The sequence below is a fragment of the Fusibacter fontis genome (assembly GCF_055378735.1).
In genome coordinates this window covers 617730-637631 of record NZ_AP042445.1, presented here as the reverse complement: position 1 = coordinate 637631, position 19902 = coordinate 617730, and the positions used below count along the sequence as shown (strand labels likewise).

Below are 19902 nucleotides of genomic sequence, written 5' to 3'. Positions count from 1 at the left end.
TCCTATCTTAAATTGGAGATATCATTAAATACCAAGTACACCATCAATCCCATCAAAATTGCAAATCCGATAAAATGCACAAAGCCTTCTTTTTCTCTATTGACAGGGCGTCCCATAATCATCTCAATCAGAACAAAGATGATTCTACCACCATCTAATGCTGGAAATGGCAATAGATTAATAATGCCTAAATTAATCGATATATAGGCAGCTAAGAATAATAAATTTAAAATCCCTTGTTGTGAAGCATCGCCAATGACTTTGACAAGTCCAACGGGGCCAACGATTTGAGCTTCTTCTGTCTTACTTCCTAAAGTTGAAAAGAACTTAAATATATCTGTAAAAAACATCCCAAATCTTTGAGTTGCATGAACAAAAGCTTGATCGACATCTTTCATCATCTTAGTTTGTATTCCTAGTTGGTAAGTTTTAGCTTCTGACAAAACAGGTATCACATCGAAAGATAATGTCTCAGTACCGCGTTTTACAATGATTGTAAGCTGTTCACCTTGACTATTGCCAATTTTAGCTGTCACGTATTCCCATTCACTTACAGGTTCGCCATTAATCACAATGATTTGATCATTCGCCATAATACCTGCTAACGCAGCTGGTTTATCCATCACAACGCTTTCAAGCGTCGTGGAAGGTGCCCCCAATGAAAACATCACGATAATAAGTAAAATGTATGCTAACACAAAGTTCATCAATGCCCCTGCAGCTAGAATAATCAAACGCTGCCACGGTTTTTTTCTAGAAAAACTTCTTGGGTCCTCAGACTCCCCATCTTCGCCTTCCATTTTTACATATCCGCCTATTGGAAAAGCACGAAGAGCATATAAGGTTTCACCCTTTTGCTTTTTGAAAATTGCTGGGCCCATGCCTAATGAAAATTCATGAATATGAACACCACTCATCTTTGCCGTAACAAAGTGACCTAATTCATGTACAAATACGATGAGTCCAAATACAAATATAAAACTGATTGCTGTTAACATGCTGACTGCCTCTCTTTCAGTAGTTCTCTAATATACTGTCTCGTTTCTTGATCCACCTTGAGAATATTCTCAATACTGAGTTCTCTGTCGGTTTGTAAAATATCCATGGCTTTTTCAATATAGCTTGATATGTCGTAAAATCCAATTTCATCATTTAAATATGCAGCGACAAGGACTTCATTTGCAGCATTCATAATCGTCGGGGTCAATCCACCTCTTTTTAATGCTTCAATCGCTAATCGTAAGCATGGAAATCTTTCTAAATCCGGACGCATAAAACTCAATTCAGCTACTTCGAACAAATCAAGTGGTTTCACGTTGTTAGGATATCTGTTTGGATAATCTAATGCATAAATGATGGGAACGCGCATATCTGGCACACCAAGTTGTGCCATAATGCTATGATCTGTAAATTGAACCATTGAATGAATAATGCTTTGAGGATGCACCACCACTTCAATTTGATTAATGGACACATCAAACAACCATTTTGCTTCAATGAACTCGAGTCCCTTATTCATCAATGTCGCTGAATCAATGGTAATTTTTCTTCCCATTGACCAATTAGGGTGTTTTAAAGCACTACTTGCCTTTTGCACAGCGATTTCATCTTTGGATAAGTTTCGAAATGCGCCACCTGATGCAGTCAATAAAATTTTATCGATCGATTGTGTGTTTTCGCCATTTAGACACTGAAAAATTGCACTATGTTCTGAGTCAACAGGTAAAATCGTACTGCCATATTTTTTTGCCATTGGCATAATAAGTTCACCAGCTGTCACCAGCGTTTCTTTATTTGCCAGTGCAATTGTTTTCCCTGCTTTAATAGCTGCTACGGTTGGCTCAAGCCCAATGTTGCCAACGACTGATGTCAGTACAATATCAACTTGAGAATCCGAGCTCACTCTCAAGAGACCCTCCATCCCAGTTAAGACAGTCGTTTTAATCTCCTTTAAAGCATCTACTAAAGATTGGACGTGTTGTTCATCATAAATGACAACATATTTGGGTAAAAATTTCTTTGCCTGTTCAGCGATGAGCTCCCATTGGCTATTACACGTTAATGCAAAAATTTGATACCGCTGACTTTCTTCAATTATGCTCAACGCCTGAGTTCCTATGGATCCAGTTGAGCCCAATATCGTAATCCATGGTTGTTTTGTATTCGTATTTTCAATCATTTACTTATTCTCCATATAAAAATAAGCATATTTCTATGCTTATTTTTTCATCTTTATGAATGTTGATCCTAGTTTATTTTATCACTTACATAATAAAATAATACCATAAAATAGTAAACAAGTGGTAAAGTTATAATCAAACTGTCAAATCTATCTAATACACCACCATGCCCAGGCATAATTTTACCAAAGTCTTTAATATCAAATATGCGCTTGATTTTAGACGCAATTAAGTCGCCCACTTGTGATAAAATACTGCCGATAAGACCTAATAAAATTGCATAAAATTCAAACTCAGGCATAAAAAAATGCGCATATGCAAATGAAAAGACTAAGCACATGATGATCCCACCCAAAGAGCCTTCAACTGTTTTATTTGGACTCACATTAGGAATAAGCTTTGTTTTACCCATTAATTTCCCTGTAAAATAAGCAAATGTATCCGTTGAAAATGCTATGATAAATGGGTACCAGATAAAAAAGTTGCTATCTTTGTCTGAAATCATGACAAGATGTGACAGTGAAAATGACACATAGAAAAATCCTAAAAATGTCACCATTGCGCTTTCAATGGATAGTTTTGTAAAGACCACCAAAGATAAAAGTACAAACATCACAATAGTTACTAATAATGAAAAGTAGTCTTTTGGAAATTGAGCAATAACGCCTAAGAACAGCATCACTGTTGCTGAATACCCTACCCATTTAACACTTGAGTATTTTTTTGAAAAAGCTCTATAGAATTCAAATAAACCGATTAAACTGATCAAAAGTGTTGCTAATTGAAGGGGTAAACCACCTTTTATCATAAGAACGATCAAAATTGGCAATGCAACAATTGCCGACAATATTCTTGTTTTCATATTTTTCTCCTAAACCGCACCGTAACGGCGATTCCTAGTTTGATAGTCTGCCAATGCTTTTCTGTAGATTTCTTCATTAAAGTCTGGCCAAAAAATATCTAGAAACTTCATTTCTGAATAAGCTAGCTGCCATAACATAAAGTTACTTAGACGAATTTCACCACTTGTTCTAATGAGCAAATCCGGATCTGGCATATCGGCCGTATAGAGATTTTTACTAATGATATTTTCATTGATATCCTCAATGGAAAGGCTACCATTTTGTATATTTTCAGCGATACGCTTAGTCGCCCTTACAATTTCATCTCGACTTCCATAATTAAGTGCAATATTAAAATGCATCCCTTGATTGTCTTTTGTCTTATCTAGTGCATATTCTACTTGTGTTCTTGCATAATTTGGCAGACGCGAAATATCACCTAAAATACTGATCTTAACTTGATTTTCATGAATTTCGTCAATTTCAGACTTCAGAAATTTCACTAGAATGTCCATAAGACCGTTAACTTCTTCACTTGGTCGTTTCCAGTTTTCAGTTGAGAAAGCGTAAAACGTAATATATTCTACACCTAATCGCTGACTTTCTTTAACGATTTTTTTCAAAGTTTCTGTGCCGGCATTATGACCAACTAGCCTCGGCATACCACGTTTTTTAGCCCATCTTCCGTTGCCATCCATAATAAACGCAACATGACGTGGAATATTATTTAGGTCAACTTCTGTTTTAACCCGTTTAAAAAACATATACTACCTCTTTATATTAGACCTCATTAAGAGCGAATGTTCCAACCAAATAGTTACCCTCCATAAAGGAGGGCACTTTTCTATACTTCCATGATTTCTTCACTTTTTTTGTTAACGACTTGATCGATTAAAGTCACTTGTTCGTCAATCATCTTTTGAACTTCTTTTTCAGCAGTTGCTAAATCATCTTCTGAAATTTCTTTTGCTTTTTCCATTTTTTTCAGATGGTCGATTGCATCACGTCGTTCATTTCTAAGAGCAACTTTTGCATCTTCTCCAAGTTTTTTGATTGTTTTTTGTAAGTCTTTTCTTCTTTCTTCTGTTAGCATCGGAATGACCATGCGAATTACTTTACCATCGTTTGTTGGATTTATTCCTAAATCTGCAATTTGAATGGCTTTTTCTATTTCTCTTAAAACAGATGCATCATAAGGTTGAATTTGTAAAATTCTTGGTTCTGGTACTGAGATACTTGCAAGTTGTTTAATTGGTGTATCTGTTCCATAGTATTCAATGCGCACTTTATCTAAAATTAATGGATTTGCTCTTCCAGCTCGAATGTGATTTAATTCTTCTTTAAGAACATTGAACGTCTTCTCCATTTTCTGTCCTAATGCTTCGTGGATATGATTTCTCATAATAACCTCCTACAATGATCAAATTTCGTTATTCTTGATTTTAAATGCAAAATGAACCTTTTTCATTAATTACCCGATACAATGGTTCCTGTATTAATCCCTTCACAGGCTCTCATAATATTTTCAGGATCTCTTAAGTCAAATACTGCAATTGGAATTTGATTGTCCATACAAAGTGTAATTGCGGTAAAATCCATTACACCTAGTTTTTGAGCAAGCACTTCACTATATGAAAGTGTCGAATATTTCTTTGCATTTGGATTAATAGCTGGGTCACTATCGTATACACCGTCTATTCTTTTCGCAAGCAATATCAGTTCTGCGTCTATTTCTGCAGCTCGTAGTGCTGCAGCTGTATCTGTTGAAAAGAATGGACTACCTGTCCCCGCAGAAAAAATAACAACGTCACCTTGATCTAAATAGTTCAAAGCTGCTTCTCGGTTATAATTTTCAGATAGCTGAGTCATAGAAATTGCACTCATCACATGATTTTTAACGCCTAAATACTTGAGTGCGTCTCCCATAGCAAGTGAGTTCATAACCGTTCCCATCATCCCCATATAATCAGCGGTAGCTCGTTCCATTCTTTTATTACTTCTTCCTCGCCAAAAATTGCCCGCTCCAATTACGATGCCTACTTGAACACTTGCATCAACTAATTTTTTAATGTAACCGGCAATTTCAGCAACAACATCATCATCTACTCCGAATCCTTTTTGTCCCGCTAATACTTCTCCGCTTAATTTTAAAATTACTCTTTTGTACTTTATGTTCATTTAAGCATCCTCCATTCAAATCTATTTTATCTTATTATGATTTTTCATTCAATAAAAAAACCTTAAAAAAGAGAACACAAGCTGTGTTCTCTTCATCATTTGATAATGATTAACCTTGAAGTTGTTTTGCCACTTCTTCAGCAAAGTTTTCTTGTTTTTTCTCTAAACCTTCACCCACTTCAAAACGAGCGAATCTTCTGATTGAAAGGTTTTCACCAATAACAGCGATTTTTTCTTTTAATAATTGATCAACTGTTTTGTCTGGGTCTTTGATAAATGGTTGCTCAAGTAAACAAACTTCTTTGTAGTATTTAGCAATTCTGCCTTCTACCATTTTATCAACGATTTGTGCTGGTTTACCTTCGTTAAGCGCTTGATTTCTTAAGATTTCTCTTTCTTTATCAATCGCTTCAGTTGGAACGTCTTCAATTCTAACGTATAAAGGATTTGCAGCAGCAACTTGCATTGCAATGTCTTTTCCGAATTCTTGGAAATCAGCATTTTTAGCAACGAAGTCTGTTTCACTGTTTATTTCAACGATAACACCAATTCTTCCACCGTGAATATAAGAAGAAATGATACCTTCAGATGCGATACGATCCATTTTTTTAGCAGCTTTAGCAATACCTTTTTCTCTTAAGTATTTTACAGCTTCTTCAATATTTCCATTCACTTCAATAAGTGCTTTTTTGCAATCCATCATGCCAGCACCTGTAGTTTCTCTCAATTCTTTTACCATTGAAGCAGTAATTTCCATAGTGTTCCTCCTTATTTACTTATAATTTCTAATAAAGTTCTTAAAAAAAGGTAAGAGTCTGACTCTTACCTCTATATTTGATTATTCTTCAGTTGTAACTTCTGATGCACTTACAAATTCTTCGCCTTGTCTAGCTTCGATAATTGCATCTGCCATTTTACCAGCAATTAATTTAACTGCACGAATTGCATCGTCATTACCAGGAATTACATAATCAACTTCATCTGGATCACAGTTTGTATCAACGATAGCAACAACTGGGATACCTAATGTCTTAGCTTCTTTAATTGCAATTCTTTCTTTCTTAGGGTCTACAACGAATAAAGCGCTAGGGATTTTATTCATATCTTTAATTCCGCCTAAGAATTTTTCTAATTTTTCTTTTTCAGCTCTTAATTTGATAACTTCTTTTTTAGGAAGCGCTTCGAAAGTACCATCAGATTCCATTTTTTCAAGTTTGAATAATAAATCAATTCTTTTCTTGATTGTTTTATAGTTAGTTAACATACCACCTAACCATCTTTGGTTAACGAAGTACATACCTGATCTTCTTGCTTCAGATTCAATTGCTTCTTGAGCTTGTTTTTTAGTACCTACAAATAAAACTGTACCATTGTCATCAACGATGCTTTTGATAAATGCATAAGCATCTTCAACTTTACCAACAGTTTTTTGTAAGTCAATAATGTAAATACCATTTCTTTCTGTGAAGATGTATTCAGCCATTTTAGGGTTCCATCTTCTTGTTTGGTGACCAAAGTGTACACCAGCTTCTAGTAATTCTTTCATTGAAATTACAGACATATTAATCCTCCTCGTTTGTTTACCTCCTTGCTTTTCATCTACCTCTAGGACTTTTCAGCAACTCTAGTTGTATTGAAGCAAGTGTGATTTATAATTACCTTTGATATTATAGCACAATGAATCTCATTTCACAATATAATTTTACTTTTTTAATTGAATTAACAATTGAACTTCTCCCATTCCAATTCCAAGTTCCTTTGCGATTTGATTGAGTGATAGGCCTTGGCTTCTCATAGTGGTAATTTTCTCAATCAGCGCACTTTCATCCCGTGACTGAACGCTTGCTTGATTAGTTGTTGCAGTTTGAACAATCTCATCATTTTTCTTGTACATTTCCTTTGACTGTGTCATTCGTTTAAGATGATCTGTAATATTCTGAGTTGTATCCGCACTTTGTTGATTCGTTTCGCCCACTTTTATATAGGATGTTTCAGTGTTTGAATTTGGCAGTTTTGTCAGCGCATTATTTTTTTTGATGAGATCCAGTACTTGCGCTTGTAAAAGCTGAAGTTCTTTTTCATGAACGCTATATTTTCCTTCTAGATCACCAGAAATTTCATAAAATGCTTGATTCATACTATCTATCGATGTTTGTAAGGTTTCAAGAATGTCAAATAAGTCATCTTTCTTGTAAAATGCTGCTTGTTCTAACAACATGCTTTGAGATCTGACTGCTCGATTAAATTCTTTCCTTATTAAAAAAAGGGAACTGATTATAATAATCAGCCCTAAAGTTATGCTTACTAAATACATTTTTACACCTTCATATCAAATCGTGATCCAATTGAGCTTACATTTCGTCTTGACGCCTTTGCATCGGATTGTTTACCCTTAATTGATTTTCCTGATGACGCTTCTTTTTTGGTTGAGTCATCATTTTCTTGCTTTTTCTGACGTTTTTTATTTCTTTGTCGTTCATCTTCATCGTCGTTCTTTACACGTTTAAGTTCTGAGCGTTCAGTTTGATTAACTGTTTGTTGTTTTTTTAATGAGATGTCTTTATTTTCCTTTTGAGCCTGCACTAATTCATTATCCAATTTGCTCACAACGGTTTGTTTTGCCGGATGTATATCTTGATTTTTCTGAACTACAAGTTGCATATCAACAGGCCTAATCGACATCTAAATCACCTCACAAATTAATAACCAATTGCTACAATCTCGCCTCTATCTTTTGTAATGATCGTGTGAATTAATTCGTTTTTAACGTAGTAACTTGTACTTCCAATTTTTACTCTTGTCCCTGGATATATAGTTCTAGCCTTGAGTTTAGCTCCTCGAATGTTATTCACAAGTTCATTTAACATCTTAAGTCTGAGTCTTTTTTCTTCAAGTTTTTCTGTCATTTCTTTGAAGGTAGTTGAGTATTTACCTAACATGAACTTTGAACGCTCATCTTCGGGATTCTGCTCAACTTTAATTTTAAGTACTTTGATTGATTTATCCAACTTGTCATGATTCTCTAAAAGTTCCTTAACTTCAGCAGATAAAGCTTTCAGTTCATCAATAATTTCGATGTCCACTCCAATTTTTATAGATGTAATAATACCCATTTCAGAACCAACAACAATAGCTTCTATATCACTTTTACTGGTGACTTCACCACCAACAATTAGTCCTTTTTTACCTTTAACAGTAATTTTACCGTCTGACTTTACATTACTATTCATAATAGCGCCAGTTTCAATATCCCCTTTACAATAAACAGTTGCGCTATTTATAAAGTTACTAGTTAATTGTCCGCCACAATAAATATTAGCACTATCGTGACCTTGAACGCCTCTAGATATGACGATGTTTGCATTAGATTTAATTTGAGCACCTTCAACGACGCCATTAATCACTAAATCGCCATCACAACTTACAGAATATCCACTTGTGACATTGCCATGTACGATAACTTGTCCGCTGAAGTCAATATTACCTGTTTCAACGCCAACATCGCCTTTAATTTCTAACATTTGAATAACTGAAATTTTATCATTTTCAGAAACAATCGTTCCATCCACTTCAGAAACCGCAGTTAATCCATCGGGCAAAATTTTGACATTTTTTCCAATTTTAAAGACAACCTCTTTTCCGTTCTTCGCTCTAATTATTTTACCAGTAACAGTTGTACCATTTTTTCCTACTGTTGCTGGAATTTTTCTCGCTAATACATCGCCCGCTTTCACCGATTCAACAAAGCCCATGTTTTTAAAATCAACACGACCATCTTCTAAAATCTGTGGCTTTGCTTTATGTTCTTTACTAAACGAATATTCAATAGTGGCATCTGTTCCATTTTCGTGAGGAATCCCCTCGGCAACAACTTCATTAAATACAGTCTCGACCTTTTTACAAATGTCTTCAATAACATTGTACTTAAGTCCAAAAATAATGTTTTTGTCTTTAAGTATTTTGACGAGTTCTTCGGGTTTGATTACAACCTCTTTCGAATTAAATTCAATTGATAAAAAAGCCTTATAATAATCATCGGATATTCTAACTGCAATATCAAATTTCTTATCCTCGCCCATTTAAATCCCCCTAAACTATAATTAAATGTACACTACCTACTTAAATGATTATCGGCATGTTTATTACTTATTTTTACTCATTATAACATATTATTTTACATAACAAAATCACAGATTCAAAATCGTCTCTGTGATTCATAAAAAACAACTAATTATAGAGTTCTTCTAGTGCTATTTTAAGTTTAGCGATTGCCTTCGTGTGAATCTGAGACACACGTGATTCAGAGATTGAGAGCACTTCAGCAATCTCTTTATAAGTTAACTCTGAATAATAATAAAGCTGCATCACTTTTTTCTCTTTTTCTGGTAAAGCATCAATTGTATCTGCTAAGATTCGTTTAACTTCGCGTTCTGCAAAACGATCTTCTGGTTGAAAATCAATTGAACTTGAGGCGATATCAAAATTAGAATTGTCCTCTAGTTTTTCTTCTAAAGACACAATTGAATATGTCGTAACTTCACCCACTAATTTCGCATACTCTTCTAAGGTCATTTCCAACTCAGCTGCTATATGTTCATCAGACAAATCATTGCCATGTATTTTTTGTAGTTTAGCAATTGCTTCTTCGATTTTCTTGTACTTTTGTCTTGTGCTTCTTGGAATCCAGTCCATATGTCTTATCTGATCAATGATTGCACCACGAATTCGGATATTTGCATAAGTTTCAAACTTAATCTGCTTTTTATAATCAAATTTTTCAATCGCATCAATTAAGCCAATAATCCCATAACCAAGCAAATCGTCAAACTCAACATGTGCATTATAACTTGAATACAATCTCCCAGCAATAATCTTAACCAATGCAACATAATGGACGATCAGCGCATCTTTCGCTTCTTTGTTATTCTGTTCTTTATAACTTATCCAAAGTTGCTCAGTCATTCAAACACCTTCACAATTAGACTTCCTTAATACCCTTTCCTGCTGTTTTTATGATTAATTTTCCATCTTCACTGAAAAACTCAATTGTCCGACCAAAGTTACCGCCTGTATCATCCGATCGAATTGGAATACCGTAATGAGCTAAAATTTCTCTAACGGCATCCGCATTTCTCTCGCCGATTTTCATCGTATCACTTTGAGAGGAAAAGGCAAACATCTGCGCGCCTCCAGCGATTTTCGCAATGAAGCGTGATTTTCTTGCACCAAGTTTTTCCATTTGTAAAATTAGTTCATCAATTGCAGTGTCGGCAAACTTCGCAATATTTTCATTTTTGCGAATTGCTTTACTGGATGGCAGCATTATATGTGCCATCCCAGTAATTTTTGTTGTTGAATCATAAAGGCAAATTCCCACGCATGACCCTAATCCCAACGTAGTAAGAGCATCAGGATACGTGACAACTTTTAAATCTGCCATGCCAACTTTTACCATGGTGCTCATAGTGTCACTCCCAAGCTTCCTAATAAAATTTCGTATGAATCCATATCAGGGATGAGGAAAAAGTATCCATCGACACTTTTAGCTTCCATAATTTCTATAAATTCATTTTGAATAATTAATACACTATCACTCATTTGACCAAAATGGATTGCTGGAACACTTAAAATTGCTCCAGCCATATCAATTGCAAGTGCAGGAATAGAGATTTTGATTTTTAAATTTGTTAATCCCGATAATGAGGCAATATAAGATCCTGCAAGTATGTTGCCGATTTCCTTTAATGCAGATGCTGTAAACTCGTCAAACTCTACGTTCTCTCTTGGCATCAATAAATCAACCAAATTAACAGCAGATTTCTGATCAAGGACAAACATAATACTGCCTGTCATATCCCCTTCAATCTTGAAGAAAATGCCACAAACAACATTTTCTGGACCGCCAAGAAGTTCAGGTACCTGTGAAAAGTCAAGTAATTTGACAATGGGTACTTTCATATCTATTTTTTTGTCAATCATTTTAGCTAATGATGTAGCTGCATTTCCAGCACCAATGTTCCCGATTTCTCTTAATACGTCCAATACGATGCCATTGTTCATATTATCAAATTGAAAGCTCATTTACGACTCCTATTCAATATGCTCGATATTAAGCACTTTGTGTAAATCTATCAACATAATAATTCTACCGTTTTTCTTGCCAATATTTTTAATAAATTCATTGTTATTCTCTCTTCTAATATTGGGAGATGCATCAATGTCATCTGATGAAATTTGAAGAACTTCAGATGAAGAATCAACTAAAAGTCCTATTTTATTCTCTTCTAAATTGACGATGATAATACGAGAATCATCTGTATAAGGCTTTTTATCAAGCCCAAATCGAGCTCTTAAATCCACAACCGGAACGATAATTCCTCTCAGATTCACTACGCCTTTAATATAATTCATCGTGTGTGGAATTCTAGTGATTGGTAGTACTTTTTCAATATTTTCAACGTTTTGAATATTAATACCATAATATTCTTCGTTAAGTCTAAACGTTACAAATTCTCTAATTTCACTCATAACTCTCACCCCTCACTAAAATAGTTGATTTGGATCAACAATTAATGCGACACTACCATTACCAAGTATTGTTGCACCCGCAATTGCTTTAATTCCAGTCAAGTACTTGCCAAGGGATTTGATTACTATTTCTTGTTGTCCGATTAAACTATCCACAACAAGACCTGCTTCAATATCGCCTTTTTTAACAATAACAACAATTAACTCACTTATGTCTTGTGGTTCATGCTCAATATCTAATACTTCTTTCATTCTAATAATTGGAAGCGTTTTGTTTCTATATAGTACAACTTCTTGATCTTGAACCATTGTAATTTTACTTGTTTCAATCGTTGTAATTTCTTTAATATTGTTAAGAGGAATCGCAAATTTTTCTTCATTAAGATTAACCATTAATGCTTGAATAATTGCAAGTGTCAATGGTAAACGGATTACAAATTTGCTACCTTGACCTAAAGTTGAGATCACTTCAACAGTTCCATTAATTGCTTCAATTTTAGATTTTACAACATCTAGACCGACACCTCTTCCAGATAAGTCCGTTACTTTATCCGCTGTACTAAAACCAGCTCTGAAAAGAAGATTGATAATTTCTTTATCAGGCATTAATTCGCCTTCATCTCGTGAAATAATACCTTTTTCAATCGCCTTACGTTTAATCACGTCAGGATTAATACCTTTACCATCGTCCTCAACTTCAATAACAACTGTATTGCCATCAGGATATGCTCTCAATGCAACAAAACCAGTTTCATCTTTGCCAGCTTTAATTCTCTCTTCTGGAGATTCAATGCCATGATCAAGTGAGTTACGAATTAAGTGAATGAGCGGATCGCCAATTTCATCAATAACAGTTCTATCCACTTCAGTTTCTTCACCAGACATAAACAATTTGATATTTTTACCTAAATCTCTAGATAAATCACGTACTAAACGTGGGAAACGATTAAATGTTCTCTCAACTGGAACCATTCTTACTTTCATTACAGCGTCATGTAAGCTTGTTGTAATTCTTTCAAGATATTCAATAGCTTCGTTCATGTTGCTTTTATTTGACTGATCCGTCACTTTAGATTGTGTTGTTTCAAAATCCTCAAGTCTTGTTTTAATGATGATTAACTCACTTACAAGGTTCATTAAATTATCTAATCTTCCAATTTCAACACGAACTGTTTTAGATGTTTTACCTTTATCGCCTTTACCTTGTGAATCTTCTTTTGATTTACTATCAGCTTCTTTGACTTCTACTTTTTCTAAATCCACTTCAACGTCAGGTTTCTTTTCTTCAGTAGGAACTTGTACGTCTGCAAGTGATTGGATATGAACCTCTGCTATTTCAGAAATTCTAAGCAATTCCGTCTTTGTGTAAGTTTCATCTAACTTAGAGAAATATAAAATTTCAAATGACTCTTCGAATCTTTCATCTTCAATTTCTTCTGCAAGTGGATAAGATTTTAAAATCTCACCGAATCGTTCTAATGTATTAAACACAATAAAAGCTCTAGCGGCTTTTAGCATACAGCCTGCATCTAATGTTACTTTAATCAAATATGGTTTTACTCCAAGTTCAACCGCTTTTTGAATAATGCTATCAATATCGTTTAATGAAATATGAAACTCGGTTTCAACAGTGTCGTTCTTCGCTGGAGCTTCTGATTTAGATTCAGGAGCAGCTTCAGATTTTGACTCTGTTTTAAATGCGCCTTTAGGAGATTTATTTGAACCCGACATACTTTTTGTTTCTGCAATTTGAATAAGTTTTTTGACGAGTTCAGACGAGTCTAAATCGCCTTCTTTACCCGTTTTTTCTAAGTTCTCAATATATTCTTCAAGTGCATCAAAACACTCAAATAATATATCAACAATAGAGCTGTTTACTTTCAACACACCATTACGCACTAAATCCAAAACGTTTTCCATTTTGTGTGTTAAGTCTGCTACTTTTGTGAAACCCATTGTTCCAGACATACCTTTTAAGGTATGTGCAATTCTGAAAATTTCTCCTAAGTGCGCTAAATTTTCAACATCACCTTCCAAAACAAGTAGTATCTCATTCATCGTTTGCAGATGTTCTTTTGATTCATCGATAAATATTTCTAAATATTGACTCATATCCATATGCGCTACACCTCCATGGCTTTTACTATTTCACTTGCTATATGCGTAAGGCTCACAACCTTATCTACAACACCGAGCTTTATGGTTGATTTTGGCATTCCAAACACCACGCAACTTTCTTCATCTTGAGCAATGACATATCCTTTTGCTTCTTTCACTTTTTTAAGTCCTTCAGCGCCATCTGCACCCATGCCCGTCATAATGACACCGATTACATTTGATTCATTTAAATTTGCGATTGAATACATCATTGCATCCACAGAAGGTTTATGTCCACTAACGCGCTCGCCATTATCTAATTTTATCACATATTGACCTGATTGTTTAGTAACTTTTATATGGCTATCACCAGGTGCTAAATATGCACATCCAGCTCTCATGATGTCACCATCTTCTGCTTCTTTCACCGTGATTTGACTCATGTGGTCCAAACGTTCTGCGAGCGATTTGGTAAACCCCGGAGGCATGTGCTGCACAATTAAGATACCCGCATCAATGTCCTTTGGTATAAAAGGAACAACATCTTGTAACGCCCTCGGTCCACCAGTTGAAGTTCCTATAGCGATTATTTTCTTAAACTTTGTCTTTCCAGTAGGTGCCTCTGTTTTTTCCGTTCGAGGTGTTATTGGTATCGATGGTCTAGGTTTTACCACACTTTGTGAAGGTGTTTTTACCTTAGTTCGACTCGCAATTTTAATCATGTTGATTAATTCATCTCGAATCTCAGGAGTTGAAACTTTAATCAGAGAAGTTGGCTTCGTGATAAAATCAAACGCACCATAGTCCAATGCCTTTAATGTTTCTACTGCGCCATTAGTTGTTAAACTGCTTAACATAATCACTGGCATTGGATTGACTTCCATGATCTGTTTAAGCGCCGTCAGTCCATCCATTTTAGGCATCTCAACATCCATCGTGACAACATCAGGTTTGAATTTAACAATCATTTGTAATGCTTCTTCTCCATTTTTTGCAACACCTACAACTTCCAGGGTTTCGTCACTGGAAATCATGTCTGCAATCACTTTTCGCATAAAAGCGGAATCATCCACAACTAGTACTTTGATTTTCATCTACATCAGACCCTTTTTAATTAGATTTCTTTCAATCTCAAAAACATAAGCAACTATCTTAGATTGCATATTTGAATCTAGTTCTACAAATTTAATACCCACTTCAAAGCGTTTATCATCTTTTTTCTCTATTCGAGTGATTTCTCCTTTAAATTTTATCATAAAATGATTAATTGGAAATTCACCCATTACAGTTTCGCCTAATTCAAACTCTGTTGAGGACTCTACACTCAAACCACCGCCACTTAAATTTTTAGTATCAAATGGTTTTCTTTCAAGTACATAATCGTTATCCAAAATATCTAAACTGTTCGTTAGTTTTGTTCCCTTTGTCTTAATCGCTTTAAATTTTTCTTCTTGAGTCATTTCTCTCTTAAATAAAAAATTTCCTTTTGTAAAAAATGACACGCGATAGAATTTTCTACGCTGGACTCTCTTTATATCAGATTCAAGCCGCACTTTAACACTTGGTAAATTATCGTAAGAAAAGCGTTCTAATACGATTCCTTTAAACAAATACATGCCGTTATTTTCAATATAAAATCGAAAATAATACGTATATTGTCTTTCCATAGGATATAAGATACCCTCTGAAATAGGATTTGATAATATCATCAGTTCATTGTCAATTATATCGTATACACTTGCATTTAGCGTAATCGATTGATTATTGTTCTTAAAAATCATAATATCTACCGTATCTGCGATATTAAGATATTTTAGGAATCCTTCCATAGCTCACCTTCACTTGTCAAATTTAATAACCTGATCCAATTTAAATCTTTTTCATAAGTCGACTGATAAACGATTTAAAACTATTATCTGTCTTTAAATACTTTTGGTTATTAAGCAAATTATATGCGATATTCTCAATTCCTTTACTTGCAATTGCTCTTGGATATGCTTCTAATAAAGGAACTTGTTTCCGTACAGATCGTTTAATGTTGCTATCTTCAAAGATATACCCCATATTTTCAACTTCACGATTTAAAAATCGATTCACAGCTTGTTGTAATTTTCCAAAGACCTCATCGCCTTCTTCATTTGATTCAATTCGATTAATGATTAACTTAATTGCTTTCGTTTCATCTTTAACGATATTTTTTATAAGAGCATAAGCATCTGTAATAGATGTTGGATCTGGTGTTATGACAAGCATAACATCTGAAGCGGCATCGACAAATGAAAGTACGGATTTGCTAATGCCTGCACCTGTATCAATGAGAATATAATCTGAGATGGAATTGAAATGGCTCAAGATTCCAATTAATTTGTCTAGTTGATCTGAGCTCAAATCAATTAAATCCATAATTCCAGAACCACCAGAAATGATGTTAATATTATAAGGTCCCTTCACAATAATCTCTTGAACAGGCACTTCATCTTTTAAAACATTTGACAAATTGTACTTTGTCACAATTCCAAATAAGACATCTACATTAGCAAGACCTAAATCTGCATCTATTATAGTCACTCTTTTACCCAATTTTGCTAGTGCAATACCAAGATTTACAGTAAAATTTGTTTTTCCAACACCACCTTTTCCACTGGCGATGGTGATAATCTTTGAATCCATGGTTTCATTCATATCTACATCAGAAACTGTATCGTTAATAATGTCCCTTAACTTTTGCGCTTGGTCCATTTTCTCCCCCATTAGATGTTCTGATCAAAAATATACTTAAGTATTTTTTCTTTATCAGCCACTTCGATATCATCGGGAACACTTTGACCCATTGTAAAATAGGATAAAGATTTCCCTGTTAATACTTTCATATTGAGTATATTTCCATAAGATGTTGCTTCATCAAGTTTTGTGAACAACAATCGATACTCACTTAAAAAGCTATAAGACTCAATAATGCTTTTTAAATCTTTCAAACTAGTGGTCATACTTAAAACCAGATACACTTTTACGTCATCTAAAAACGATACGATTTCATCATAATCGGACTTGAGTTCTTTACTTTTGTGGCTCCGGCCTGCTGTATCAATTAAAACATAATCTTTGTCTTTAAAGTGCTCAAGTGCTTCCTTTAGTTCATTTGCTTCATAAATAACTTCAAGTGGAATGCCTAAAATTTCACTATACGTCTTTAATTGCTCTACTGCAGCAATTCTATACGTATCTGCAGTGATTAAACCCACTTTCTTATTTTCTACTAATGACAATCTAGCAGCAATTTTTGCAAGTGTGGTGGTTTTTCCAACACCTGTTGGTCCTAAAAACATATAAATATTAGGACCTTTTTTGGGATCAGTGTCGATGGTCTTTACATCACCTAAATACTCTCTTGCAATTACTTTAATTGCGTTCATCACTGCATCGTGATTCTGATCATTAATATTAATTTGTCTTTGAAGAATTTCAATGATTTTTTTGGAAATGGATTCTTGAATTCCTAAATTTTTTAATAACTCAATGTACTTATCCTCAGTTTTAATTTCTTGTTGAGGAATCATGTGTTCAAACGAATCTACTTTTGCCATTAAATGGCTCATCATTTTTTTCAGCTCTGCCAACTCACCATTAGGATTAGAGACCTGTTCAGTCATCGTTTTTAAAGATTCATTTTTCATGGAATCATTTGTTGTGGAATCATTTTTTACGAAATCATTTTTATCAGAATGAAATGGTGTAGAAGTTGATGCAGCTGATGCACGTGACTCAACTGATAAAACTGCATTTTCTTCATATTTTTTCTCAGTTGAGGCTACTTTTTCATTTTCAACTGCTCTTGTTGCTCTTTTTAGTGTTTCTTGCTGAGAGGGTTGATCGTCCACAGCTGCAACAACTTCAATCAAAGGCTTTTTGAAAAAATTGAAAAAACCACTCTTTTTGAGGCGACGTGTGTTGAGAATCACGGCATCAATGCCTAACTCGTTTTTAATTTTAATCATCGCCTCATTCATATCTTCAACAATATATCTTTTAACTTTCATTAAATAGTCACCATCCCTGCAGACTGTATATCAATATCAGATTCAATTTCATTATAAGATAAAACGATTAAATCTGGTATCGCCTGTAAAGATATCCTTTTAAAGTATAGTCTAACGATCGGAGCTGTTACTACGATTGGGAGCTCACCCATTTGCATCAATTTTCTAACTTCACTTGCTAGGCTTGCTAGTATGCTTTGAGTTTGCATTGGATCGATTGCTAAATAAGTTCCATTCTCATTTTGATCGATTGCTTCCATCAACATATTTTCAAGACTTTGGTCTAACGTAACCACTTTTGCTTGACCAAAAGGAAAATACGCCTTTGACAGTTGCTTTGAAAGTTTTTGTCGTGCATACTCAGTTAAAATATTGATATCTCGTGTACTTCTAGCATGATCTGCTAACGCTTCAAGTATAGAGACTAGGTTTCGAATCGAAACGTTTTCACTTAGTAGATTCGCTAAAACTTTCTGAATATCTCCAATTCCCATCATACTTGGAACAAGCTCTTCAATAAGAGACGGATTGTTTTCTCTTACATTTTCGATCAATTGTTTCACATCTTCACGACTTAATAACTCAAAGCTAAACTTCTTAATCACCTCAGTCAAGTGAGTAGAGATGACTGATGATGGATCTACAACAGTATATCCAAGGAGCTCAGCTTTTTCTCGAAGATCAGATCGAATCCATTTTGCCGGTAATCCAAAAGCTGGTTCAATCGTGTCAATTCCCTCAATTTCACCTTCTACAGATCCAGGACTCATTGCCAAATAATGATCAAATACAATATTCCCCTTCGCCGTATCATTTCCCTTTATTTTAATCAAATATTGATTGGAATCTAACTGTATGTTATCTCTTAATCGAATAATTGGGACAATTAATCCTAATTCAAGTGCAATTTGCCTACGGATCATTACCAAGCGATCAAATAAATCGCCCCCTTGATTCGGATCTGCTAATGGAATAATGCCATATCCAAATTCAAGTTCAATTGGATCGACTTGTAAGAGTGGCATGATATTTTCCGGTCTTCTAAGCTCATCTTTAGAAGTATCCTGTACCTCTTCTTCAGCTTCTAACACTTGCGACTCTTTCTTTTTATTTTGCATTGAATAGTATCCTGCTAACAAGACGAGTGCACCAATTGAAAGAAACGGAAAGTTTGGTAAAGGTGTCACTGCACCGAGTAAAATAACAACTACACCTACAATAAAAAGGACTTTGCTTTGTGCAAAGAGTTGAGTTACGACATCCGTACCCAAATTTGATTCAGACGCGGCACGCGTTACGATGATACCTGTGCCAACTGAAATCATAAGAGCTGGTAACTGGCTTACAAGACCATCTCCAACAGTTAATAAAGTGAACTTTGATAAAGACTCTTGAATGGTTAACCCCATTGTAAGAGCTCCTAATGCAAACCCTGCTAGAATATTAATCACTGTAATGATAATCCCCGCAATGGCATCGCCTTTTACGAATTTACTCGCACCATCCATCGCGCCATAAAAATCTGCTTCACGTTGAATCTTTTTTCTTCTAACTTTAGCGTCTGTTTCTGTAATTAAACCCGAGTTTAGATCGGCATCAATGGCCATTTGCTTTCCTGGCATTGCATCTAATGTAAATCGAGCTGCAACCTCAGAAACCCTTTCAGAACCCTTTGTAATAACTAAAAACTGAATTAATACAATGATTAAGAATATAATAAAACCAACCACTGCATTTCCACCGATTACAAACGATCCAAACGATGCAATGACTTCGCCCGCATCGCCAGTTGACAAGATAGCCATTGTCGTCCGAATATTAAGTGCGAGTCGAAAGAGCGTCGTGACCAGAAGGATTGATGGAAACACGCTAAATTCAAGCGGTTCTTTAACAAACATAGACAATATTAAAATTGTCATAGATAGAGAAATATTTAGCGCTAAGAAAAAATCCAGCAAACCCAATGGCACTGGTACAATCATCAGTACGATAATTGTTACGACTAAGAGCGCGACAATTATATCACTAAAGCGCATATAT

Annotated in this window: 21 protein-coding genes; all 21 read right to left on the bottom strand. The window is 34.8% G+C overall.

The features are described 5' to 3' along the window. Positions 1–2: 2 nt before the first annotated feature. The 21 genes from rseP to flhA all read right to left on the bottom strand — a co-directional run bounded on the left by rseP (position 3) and on the right by flhA (position 19898). On the bottom strand, positions 3–998 hold the full coding sequence (rseP, locus tag ACZ41W_RS02850; protein WP_464313372.1) for an RIP metalloprotease RseP: 996 nt from the start codon (positions 996–998) through the stop codon (positions 3–5). Next, positions 992–2179, bottom strand: a complete 1188-nt coding sequence (locus tag ACZ41W_RS02845; RefSeq protein WP_464313371.1) for a 1-deoxy-D-xylulose-5-phosphate reductoisomerase — start codon at positions 2177–2179, stop codon at positions 992–994. Before ACZ41W_RS02845 ends, rseP begins: the two co-directional genes overlap by 7 nt. Positions 2180–2247: 68 nt before the next feature. Further along, the gene (locus ACZ41W_RS02840) at positions 2248–3042 is read right to left on the bottom strand and encodes a phosphatidate cytidylyltransferase (RefSeq protein ID WP_464313370.1); all 795 of its coding nucleotides are present in this window, start codon (positions 3040–3042) and stop codon (positions 2248–2250) included. 9 nt (positions 3043–3051) lie between these two features. Further along, on the bottom strand, positions 3052–3786 hold the full coding sequence (locus ACZ41W_RS02835) for an isoprenyl transferase (RefSeq protein WP_464313369.1): 735 nt from the start codon (positions 3784–3786) through the stop codon (positions 3052–3054). Positions 3787–3866: 80 nt separating this feature from the next. Beyond that, positions 3867–4424, bottom strand: coding sequence for a ribosome recycling factor (gene frr / locus ACZ41W_RS02830; protein ID WP_464313368.1), 558 nt, complete (start codon positions 4422–4424; stop codon positions 3867–3869). A gap of 65 nt (positions 4425–4489) precedes the next feature. After that, positions 4490–5200, bottom strand: a complete 711-nt coding sequence (gene pyrH / locus ACZ41W_RS02825; RefSeq protein WP_464313367.1) for a UMP kinase — start codon at positions 5198–5200, stop codon at positions 4490–4492. Between the two features lie 109 nt (positions 5201–5309). Then, positions 5310–5957 (bottom strand): translation elongation factor Ts, encoded by a 648-nt coding sequence (gene tsf / locus ACZ41W_RS02820; RefSeq protein ID WP_464313366.1) that lies wholly within the window; start codon positions 5955–5957, stop codon positions 5310–5312. Positions 5958–6038: 81 nt separating this feature from the next. Next, the gene (rpsB, locus tag ACZ41W_RS02815; protein WP_464313365.1) at positions 6039–6761 is read right to left on the bottom strand and encodes a 30S ribosomal protein S2; all 723 of its coding nucleotides are present in this window, start codon (positions 6759–6761) and stop codon (positions 6039–6041) included. A gap of 141 nt (positions 6762–6902) precedes the next feature. Further along, a complete protein-coding gene (locus ACZ41W_RS02810) occupies positions 6903–7418 on the bottom strand; it encodes a DUF6115 domain-containing protein (protein ID WP_464313364.1) in 516 nt (171 codons plus the stop codon). A gap of 98 nt (positions 7419–7516) precedes the next feature. Then, positions 7517–7882 (bottom strand): hypothetical protein, encoded by a 366-nt coding sequence (locus tag ACZ41W_RS02805; RefSeq protein WP_464313363.1) that lies wholly within the window; start codon positions 7880–7882, stop codon positions 7517–7519. 17 nt (positions 7883–7899) lie between these two features. Beyond that, positions 7900–9279, bottom strand: a complete 1380-nt coding sequence (locus ACZ41W_RS02800) for a DUF342 domain-containing protein (protein ID WP_464313362.1) — start codon at positions 9277–9279, stop codon at positions 7900–7902. A gap of 148 nt (positions 9280–9427) precedes the next feature. Continuing rightward, a complete protein-coding gene (locus tag ACZ41W_RS02795) occupies positions 9428–10162 on the bottom strand; it encodes a sigma-70 family RNA polymerase sigma factor (protein ID WP_464313361.1) in 735 nt (244 codons plus the stop codon). Positions 10163–10178: 16 nt separating this feature from the next. Beyond that, positions 10179–10664 (bottom strand): chemotaxis protein CheD, encoded by a 486-nt coding sequence (locus ACZ41W_RS02790; protein WP_464313360.1) that lies wholly within the window; start codon positions 10662–10664, stop codon positions 10179–10181. Then, positions 10661–11281, bottom strand: a complete 621-nt coding sequence (locus ACZ41W_RS02785; RefSeq protein WP_464313359.1) for a chemotaxis protein CheC — start codon at positions 11279–11281, stop codon at positions 10661–10663. The genes ACZ41W_RS02790 and ACZ41W_RS02785 overlap by 4 nt, the downstream gene beginning before the upstream one ends. 9 nt (positions 11282–11290) lie before the next feature. Next, entirely contained in the window at positions 11291–11728 is a 438-nt protein-coding gene (locus ACZ41W_RS02780; RefSeq protein WP_464313358.1) for a chemotaxis protein CheW, read from the bottom strand. A gap of 15 nt (positions 11729–11743) precedes the next feature. Continuing rightward, positions 11744–13846: a chemotaxis protein CheW gene (locus ACZ41W_RS02775; RefSeq protein WP_464313357.1), complete on the bottom strand. Its 2103-nt coding sequence runs from the start codon at positions 13844–13846 to the stop codon at positions 11744–11746. Between the two features lie 5 nt (positions 13847–13851). Then, complete coding sequence (locus tag ACZ41W_RS02770; protein ID WP_464313356.1) at positions 13852–14919, bottom strand: protein-glutamate methylesterase/protein-glutamine glutaminase; 1068 nt, start codon at positions 14917–14919, stop codon at positions 13852–13854. Continuing rightward, positions 14920–15654 (bottom strand): flagellar brake protein, encoded by a 735-nt coding sequence (locus ACZ41W_RS02765; RefSeq protein ID WP_464313355.1) that lies wholly within the window; start codon positions 15652–15654, stop codon positions 14920–14922. 40 nt (positions 15655–15694) lie between these two features. Continuing rightward, positions 15695–16564 carry a MinD/ParA family protein gene (locus tag ACZ41W_RS02760; protein WP_464313354.1) on the bottom strand — a complete coding sequence of 290 codons (870 nt, stop codon included), beginning with the start codon at positions 16562–16564 and terminating at the stop codon, positions 15695–15697. Positions 16565–16575: 11 nt separating this feature from the next. After that, positions 16576–17862, bottom strand: coding sequence for a flagellar biosynthesis protein FlhF (gene flhF / locus ACZ41W_RS02755; RefSeq protein ID WP_464313353.1), 1287 nt, complete (start codon positions 17860–17862; stop codon positions 16576–16578). Beyond that, entirely contained in the window at positions 17862–19898 is a 2037-nt protein-coding gene (flhA, locus tag ACZ41W_RS02750; protein WP_464313352.1) for a flagellar biosynthesis protein FlhA, read from the bottom strand. The genes flhF and flhA overlap by 1 nt, the downstream gene beginning before the upstream one ends. Positions 19899–19902: the final 4 nt, after the last annotated feature.

Excerpts from the sequence above, each read along its gene's own strand:
- frr (WP_464313368.1), bottom strand. The coding sequence starts at position 4,424 with ATGAGAAATCATATCCACGAAGCATTAGGACAGAAAATGGAGAAGACG.
- flhA (WP_464313352.1), bottom strand. The coding sequence starts at position 19,898 with ATGCGCTTTAGTGATATAATTGTCGCGCTCTTAGTCGTAACAATTATC.
- ACZ41W_RS02790 (WP_464313360.1), bottom strand. The coding sequence starts at position 10,664 with ATGAGCACCATGGTAAAAGTTGGCATGGCAGATTTAAAAGTTGTCACG.
- ACZ41W_RS02810 (WP_464313364.1), bottom strand. The coding sequence starts at position 7,418 with ATGTTGTTAGAACAAGCAGCATTTTACAAGAAAGATGACTTATTTGAC.
- ACZ41W_RS02775 (WP_464313357.1), bottom strand. The coding sequence starts at position 13,846 with ATGGATATGAGTCAATATTTAGAAATATTTATCGATGAATCAAAAGAA.
- pyrH (WP_464313367.1), bottom strand. The coding sequence starts at position 5,200 with ATGAACATAAAGTACAAAAGAGTAATTTTAAAATTAAGCGGAGAAGTA.
- tsf (WP_464313366.1), bottom strand. The coding sequence starts at position 5,957 with ATGGAAATTACTGCTTCAATGGTAAAAGAATTGAGAGAAACTACAGGT.
- ACZ41W_RS02845 (WP_464313371.1), bottom strand. The coding sequence starts at position 2,179 with ATGATTGAAAATACGAATACAAAACAACCATGGATTACGATATTGGGC.
- ACZ41W_RS02835 (WP_464313369.1), bottom strand. The coding sequence starts at position 3,786 with ATGTTTTTTAAACGGGTTAAAACAGAAGTTGACCTAAATAATATTCCA.
- ACZ41W_RS02795 (WP_464313361.1), bottom strand. The coding sequence starts at position 10,162 with ATGACTGAGCAACTTTGGATAAGTTATAAAGAACAGAATAACAAAGAA.
- ACZ41W_RS02785 (WP_464313359.1), bottom strand. The coding sequence starts at position 11,281 with ATGAGCTTTCAATTTGATAATATGAACAATGGCATCGTATTGGACGTA.
- rseP (WP_464313372.1), bottom strand. The coding sequence starts at position 998 with ATGTTAACAGCAATCAGTTTTATATTTGTATTTGGACTCATCGTATTT.
- ACZ41W_RS02800 (WP_464313362.1), bottom strand. The coding sequence starts at position 9,279 with ATGGGCGAGGATAAGAAATTTGATATTGCAGTTAGAATATCCGATGAT.
- rpsB (WP_464313365.1), bottom strand. The coding sequence starts at position 6,761 with ATGTCTGTAATTTCAATGAAAGAATTACTAGAAGCTGGTGTACACTTT.
- ACZ41W_RS02765 (WP_464313355.1), bottom strand. The coding sequence starts at position 15,654 with ATGGAAGGATTCCTAAAATATCTTAATATCGCAGATACGGTAGATATT.
- ACZ41W_RS02770 (WP_464313356.1), bottom strand. The coding sequence starts at position 14,919 with ATGAAAATCAAAGTACTAGTTGTGGATGATTCCGCTTTTATGCGAAAA.
- ACZ41W_RS02760 (WP_464313354.1), bottom strand. The coding sequence starts at position 16,564 with ATGGACCAAGCGCAAAAGTTAAGGGACATTATTAACGATACAGTTTCT.
- ACZ41W_RS02840 (WP_464313370.1), bottom strand. The coding sequence starts at position 3,042 with ATGAAAACAAGAATATTGTCGGCAATTGTTGCATTGCCAATTTTGATC.
- flhF (WP_464313353.1), bottom strand. The coding sequence starts at position 17,862 with ATGAAAGTTAAAAGATATATTGTTGAAGATATGAATGAGGCGATGATT.
- ACZ41W_RS02780 (WP_464313358.1), bottom strand. The coding sequence starts at position 11,728 with ATGAGTGAAATTAGAGAATTTGTAACGTTTAGACTTAACGAAGAATAT.
- ACZ41W_RS02805 (WP_464313363.1), bottom strand. The coding sequence starts at position 7,882 with ATGTCGATTAGGCCTGTTGATATGCAACTTGTAGTTCAGAAAAATCAA.